Here is a 6570-nt window from a genome sequence, read left to right on the forward strand (position 1 = left end):
CACTCCTCATGTTAAATTTGAAACTGGCTCAATCTCCAAAAATTGAATGTTTAATCCTCCTCAGAAGACTGATCTTTCCCAGGGGCAGACGAATCTCTTCTCCCTGGGGCATGGATTTGAGAACGAGGAGGGTTTCTCCCTCCCGCTTGTCCAGGGCCAGGGGTATCCCCATGACCCGGTTTGGTTCTTCCCCGGGACCGGGCACGAGGATCTCTAAAAGAGACTTGGATGCTAAGGCCTCTCTGGCCACGGTGCTTTTTCCCACATAGTCGAGCCCCCGGGCTTCCAATTTTTCAAAGCGGACGGAAACCCCCACCAGCTGGGATTCGCTTAAAATAAGCCGCCGGTCTATCCGGGCGGATAGTTCATCCCATTCGGGTTTGGGGATCTGCATTTTGACCAGTACCGACCGGAAACGCTTCTTGTAGGTTTCCGCCTTTTCCGGATCCGGCAGCAGGGGCTGCTCCCCCCCGCCGGTTTTTTCTTGAAGCGGAACGGCGTTTTCCTTTTTATGCATCCCGGGCCGGTTATAGGAGCATAGGGACTGATTCGCCCCTTCCAGGGCAGGATAGGGGAAATGCCGGAAGCCCGGGGGCTTTGCCTCCTCCGGCGGGGCATTCCCCTCCTGCTGGGCTATGATATCGACCCCGGCCTTTTGCAAAGCCTCGGCAGCTTCGGCCTTTTCCTCCGCCGCAAGAAGGTACACCCCCGGCGCCAGGGTCCGGCTGATCAAGGCCGCCACTGGTTTGGCTTCCGCCAGGTAACGCCGGTCTTCGGAAAGGGTAAGCACCACCCCCCGGTGGAGGGTGACCCCGGAATACCGGGATTCCCATTCCTTAAGATTCCAGGCCAGGCTGGAATCCGGTTTTTTTCCGGAAAGCCGTTCCAGCAGATCCAGCATCTCCGGGGAACTGATATTCCGGTCAAATCCCCGGACCGCCGATTCCCGGGTCAGTTCAAAGCGCACGGCCGTCCCGGTTTCCCGGACAGAACAGAAAAAGGCCAGTTTAAGGGCATCGGCAAAACCGATCTCGGGGTAGAGGAGGAAGGAAGAAGCCGTATCCGGCACGATTACCGGCCGGGTTAGATCAGGCTCTGCGGGCACGGCGGAACAGGGGATCCACCAATCCCCTTCCCCCCGTTCCATAAGACCGGTTTTTTCCAGGGCATCGAGAATCAAATCGGTGTCAATCACCGACCTGTTCGGGGATTTTGTTTCCTGCCGGAACAGAACTTCGGTGATCCGCTTCAAAGTAGCTTCGGGGTACCGCCGTCCCGCTTCCAGGGCTTCAAGAAAACCATGGATAAACCGTACCGTGAATTGCAGCCGGCCCCGGTGAAAATACCCTGAGTTATCCCCCCGGAGGTATAAGAGCAGCCCCGCGGCATGGTATTCCCGGCGGTCCCGGGGGGACAATTCCGAAAAAGCCCGGAACCTGGATACATCCGCCGTGAGGCGGTCCCCCTCGTCCCGGAGGAGGCCGATATGCAGCCAGGCCCCTGCCAGGGCTTCCAGGTTTATTCCGGGAAAGATCAGCTGTCCCTCCTCAAAGACCTTTTTCCGTATGCCCCCCCCGGCTTTAAAAAATTCCGGCCGTTCCAGGACAAAGGCTAAAAAGGCGGCGAGGACGGGCGCCGTGGGTCCGGCAGGTTTTTTGTTCCCGGGACGGTCCGGGGGCAGGGAGGGGAATAAGACGCCGGTATCCGCCACCAGGGGGGCGAGGACCGATTTCAGTATGGGGTTCAGGGCGAGACGATAGGCCCCCTCTTCCCGGAAGCGGTATACAATAAGGCGCTCCTCCAGGTTGAGGAGTTTGGAGTGCAGTTCGGCATAGGTAAGCTCCCCGGCAAAAAACGACTCCAGTTCTCCCGGCACGGGATTTTCCAGAACCGCAATGGCGGTGATGATCCGGTGATCCGTTTCATCAATATAGGCGGCTATGACCTCCTGAATCTCTCCCCGGGAAAGGAAAACCGCCAGATCCTCCAGGAGCCGCTGTTTATTAAAGGGGGTTTTGACATTGCCAAAGATGCTTCTAAAAAGTTCAAAATAGGAGCTATCCGGAAGGGTCATGAGGGCGGATTTCCAATCTTCGGGGGAACGAAAGGTGGTTTCCATCATGGGCCGGCATCCTTACCGCCGCCTTCTCCGACGGCAAGCAGATCCTCTCCTGTCCAATGCTGGATGGAATACTTGTACCCCTGCTCAGCCAGGAATTTTTGACGGTTCGAGGCAAAATCCTCCTCCAGGGTATACCGGGACACCAGGGTGTAAAAGTAGGAATTCCGTCCCTTGGGACGGAGGATCCTGCCCAGGCGCTGGGCCTCCTCCTGCCGGGATCCAAAGGACCCCGAAACCTGGACCGCCATGGACGCGTCCGGCAGATCGATGGCAAAATTGGCGACCTTGGATACGACGATCACCCGGACCTCTCCCTTTTTAAAGGAGTCATAGATCTGTTCCCGTTCGGCGTTGGGGGTCTTTCCCGTGATCAGGGGGGTCTTGAGGAGTCTTGCCAGGGATTCAAGCTGGGTAATATACTGGCCAATCACCAGGATGTGATCATCCCCATGGTTTTCCACCAGCTGTTGGACGATGAGTTCCTTAAAGGGGTTTTCGCTGGCGATACGGTACTTCTCCCGCTGGGAGGCCACCGCATAGGGGATCTTGAGGTTTTCGGGCATATCCAGCCGGATCTCCGTGCAGAGGGCTTCCGCTATCCAGCCCTTGTTCTCCAGATCCTTCCAGGGAACGTCGTATCGTTTGGGTCCCACCAGGCTAAAGACCGCGTCCTCGGCCCCGTCCTCCCGGACCAGGGTCGCGGTCAGCCCCAGCCGCCGTACCGCCTGCAATTCCGCGGTAACCCGGAACACCGGCGCCGGGAGGAGGTGGACCTCGTCGTAGATAATGAGCCCCCAGGGTCGCTCCCGGAAGAGTTTAAAATGGGGAAAATCCCCGTTCTTGCGGGGCCGCCAGGTGATGATCTGATAGGTGGCAATGGTCACCGGCGCTACCGCCTTGGCATCACCGGTATATTCGGCGATGTCCTCCGGGGCAAGGGTGGTTTTATCCAGCAGTTCCGCGATCCACTGGTGGACCGCCGCCACATTGGTGGTGAGCACCAGGGTATTGGTTTTGAGGTACGACATAAAGGTCATCCCCACCACGGTTTTTCCGGAACCGCAGGGGAGTACCACCACCCCATACCCCGTACCTTTTCCGCCGCCCCCCAATACCGACTTGGCCGCCTCCACCTGATAATCCCGGGGGGCAAAGGGCCGGCCCGCGGCGCTTTGTTCCCTGAGGGCGATCGTGAGATTTTCCCCGCTTACCAGGGGGGCTTCGTCCTGGACGGGCCAGCCCAGCTTGATGAGTTCCCGTTTGACGCTCCCCCGATCGGTCAGGCGCAGCCGGAACCCCAGGGCGGTTTTCTCCAGGTACTTTTGCAGGGACCGGGCCGCCCCAATTTCCGCCAGGATGGCCTCTTCCCCGGCGACCAAAAGAAGCTCCTCCGGCAGTGCGGAAGGCGCCGGTGTGTTTTTGGACGGGGCAAGCTGTTCCGCCGAGATGAGCCGTATCTTGCCGTACCGGGCCATGGTGTCGGCAAAACCCTGGGAGATCCCCGGCGGCACCGGGTAGCGGCTGTAGGTTTCCAGGGCGGAAACAATGTCCCCCGGGGAAAACCCCGCGCTGGCGGCATTCCAGAGGGACAGGGGGGTTATGCGATAGGTGTGGATATGTTCCGGGGATTTCTCCAGTTCCGCAAAGGGTAAAATCGCGATCCGGGCATCCTCGGCCCTGGGGGCATGGACATCCAAAAGCAAGGTCCGGTCGCTTTGTACGATCAATGGATTCGCGGGATCTATTGGCATAACTTATCCATTATAGTGAAATTTTTATTGAATTAAAAGGGGGAAATTTATTTTTTTTCGCCGTATATCCGGATTTTTTTGATCACCACCGGTTCCAGGGGCCTGTTTTCCCGGTCCGCCCCGGCGGTGGGAACCGCGGCAATGGCGTCCAGGGTTTCAAAACCCTCCCGCATCTTTCCAAAGGCGGCGTATCTACCGTCCAGTTTATGGGCATCTTGGTGGACAATAAAAAACTGGGTTCCCGCGCTGTCAAAGTCCTCATCCCGGGCCATGGAAATGGCTCCCCGTTCATGGGTCAGCCCCGTGTCAAAGCCATTCTGAGTGAATTCGCCCGTTATGGTAAGCTCCGTGGGGCAGCCGCAGGTATTATCCGCGGAGCCCCCCTGGATCACATAACCTTGTACCACCCGGTGAAAGGTAAGGCCGTCGTAAAAACCCGATGCCGCAAGATCGATAAAATGGTTAACCGTCAGGGGAGCCTGCCGTATAAAAAGCTCAAAAGACATACGGCCCCCCGACTCCATGATGATCTCCGCCACCGGGTTCATACGAATGAGCCCTACTCTACATAGGCGCTTCTGAAATACAGATTGGCCAGGGGCGTCATGTAGAAATCTTTTACATGGGGGGCCATCATAAATACGATGGACCGGTGATATAAGGGAAGGATCGCCGCATCTTCCATGGCCATATCCTCCGCCTCCTGCATGATCGCCACTGCCTTGACCGGATCAACCTCCATTTGGGCCGCCGCCACCAGGGCGTCATACTGGGCGTTGTTATAACTCGTCACGTTGGTAGGATTGTTGGAGGTCATGGTGGTTAAGAAGGTCATGGGGTGAAGGTAATCCCCGCCCCAGCCCATGGCTCCGATTTGATAGTCCATGCGCTGAACCGCATCGTAATACACCGCCCATTCCTGGGTGGAAATTTCGGTATTGATGTTGAGGTTCTTTTTCCACATCTGCTGCAGGGCCTCCACGATGCTCCGCACGGTACGGTCGGTGTAATAACTCAACTGTATGGTGGGGAAGCCCTGGCCGTCAAGATACCCCGCCTCCGCCAGGAGCTTCCGGGCGCCTTCCACATCCGCGGTGGCGGATAACCCGTAATTGGAGCGGCCGTCCCGGAAATCCGTTCCGTTAAGCACATACCCGGGGGATACCAGGCCAAAAGCCGGGGTGTCGGAGCTTTGCAGGACATTACTGATAATATCTTCCCGGTCAATGGCCATGGACAGGGCCTTGCGGACCCGGACATCGTTAAAGGGTCTCACATTCCGGTTTATGAGGTAATAGGTGGTGGCAAAGGAGGGCACCGACTGGAAGGCGTCGCTTTGGGATTTCAAGCGGGCCGTCTCCGATGCGGGGGGGAACCGCAGGCCGTCAATTTCCCCGGATTCCAGGGCGATCAGGGCGGTGGCGGGTTCCAGGATATACCGGAACACAATCTCCTCAAGCCGTACATTGGCGGCATCCCAGTAGTGCTCGTTTTTAACCGCCGTCACGCTTTCCCCCAGTTTGATATCCGAAACCTTAAAGGGGCCGTTGGAAACAAAGGTATCCGCGGACAGGGTCCACCGTTCAGGCTCCTGGTCTACCACCGCCTGTTTTACCGGGGAGAAGGTCCACATCCCCAGGATTCCCAGAAAGAAGGGCGTAGGCCCTTTTAACGTAAGGATCAGGGTATTGTCATCGGGGGCGCTGATCCCCACCTGGTCCCGGGAACCGGCGCCGCGGTAATATTCCTCCGCCCCTTTGATAAAGTCGGTAAACATCACCGAATATTGGGCGGCAATTTGGGGATCCAATACCCTAAAATAGGAATACACAAAATCCTGGGCGGTAAGGGGACTGCCGTCGGACCACTTGAGGCCCTGACGCAGATGGAAGGTGTATACCGTACCGTCATCGCTGATGGTCCAGCGCTCAGCCAGGGCGGGGATGATATTATTCTCTTTATCATAGGTAATAAGCCCTTCAAAGAGGTTAAAAAGGAACGGGGCGGCAAAGGAATTGTTGGTGATCCCCGGATCAAGCCCGTCCGGCACATTTTGCAGGGCAAAGACGATCTTCTGGGCTTTTTCCTGGGGTTGGGCGGCGGAACCGGTCTCGGCGGTCCGGTTACCACAGGCGCTGAAGCCTAAAACCAGGAGCAAGACCCCCATAATACAGACAGCTGCTTTTTTCATACATTTTCCTCCTAAGTTAAAAGAAAAAACGGGCCGGCTCATTTTTAGGGCAGCCTTTTTTTCCAAAACCGGTTTTAAAACCGGCGCTATCTGTAGTTATTACAGATTTTCGCCATGAGATCAACGCCCCAAACAGGGCAAAAGCATTTACCTCTTATCCGGGATACACCAAATCATCCTCACCGGTACGGAGAAATTTTTCGGGGGTCCTGGCGGTGTAAACCCATAGGGGCCCCCCAGAGGGTCCCCCCTATGGGTTTACACCGCCACCCCGCCCTGACTTTTCCCCACCGTACCGATAATTTCCCCCGGGCGATCTGCCGGAGAATTACCCTTGTGTTATTCTATAAATTGTGGTATTTTTACTATATTGTATAATTAAGGAGGGAGGCTATGGCGTTCTCTAATACGGTTGCTCTATTGGCTCCGGCAAAAAACGTCTGCTTACCCGCCCCCCCCCCCCCCCCCCCCCCCCCCCCCCCTTTTTTTTTTTTTTACTCCTTCCC

The 6570-nt window shown here is 56.8% G+C and carries 4 protein-coding genes; all 4 read right to left on the reverse strand.

The window, feature by feature from the left end; all coding sequences use genetic code 11:
* Positions 1 to 28: 28 nt before the first annotated feature.
* From LQZ21_RS09460 to LQZ21_RS09475, 4 genes are read right to left on the reverse strand one after another with little or no spacing between them, the layout of a single operon-like run.
* The gene (locus tag LQZ21_RS09460) at positions 29 to 2122 is read right to left on the reverse strand and encodes a hypothetical protein (RefSeq protein ID WP_411044083.1); all 2094 of its coding nucleotides are present in this window, start codon (positions 2120 to 2122) and stop codon (positions 29 to 31) included.
* On the reverse strand, positions 2119 to 3873 hold the full coding sequence (locus LQZ21_RS09465; protein ID WP_411044084.1) for a DNA repair helicase XPB: 1755 nt from the start codon (positions 3871 to 3873) through the stop codon (positions 2119 to 2121). Before LQZ21_RS09465 ends, LQZ21_RS09460 begins: the two co-directional genes overlap by 4 nt.
* Positions 3874 to 3920: 47 nt before the next feature.
* Positions 3921 to 4421, reverse strand: a complete 501-nt coding sequence (locus tag LQZ21_RS09470; protein ID WP_411044085.1) for a peptidylprolyl isomerase — start codon at positions 4419 to 4421, stop codon at positions 3921 to 3923.
* A gap of 11 nt (positions 4422 to 4432) precedes the next feature.
* Positions 4433 to 6064, reverse strand: a complete 1632-nt coding sequence (locus LQZ21_RS09475) for a peptide ABC transporter substrate-binding protein (protein WP_411044086.1) — start codon at positions 6062 to 6064, stop codon at positions 4433 to 4435.
* Between the last annotated feature and the right edge of the window lie 506 nt (positions 6065 to 6570).

Origin of the sequence: Treponema sp. TIM-1, from assembly GCF_046533115.1 — a bacterium.
Taxonomy (GTDB): Bacteria; Spirochaetota; Spirochaetia; order Treponematales; family Breznakiellaceae; genus JAIRMO01.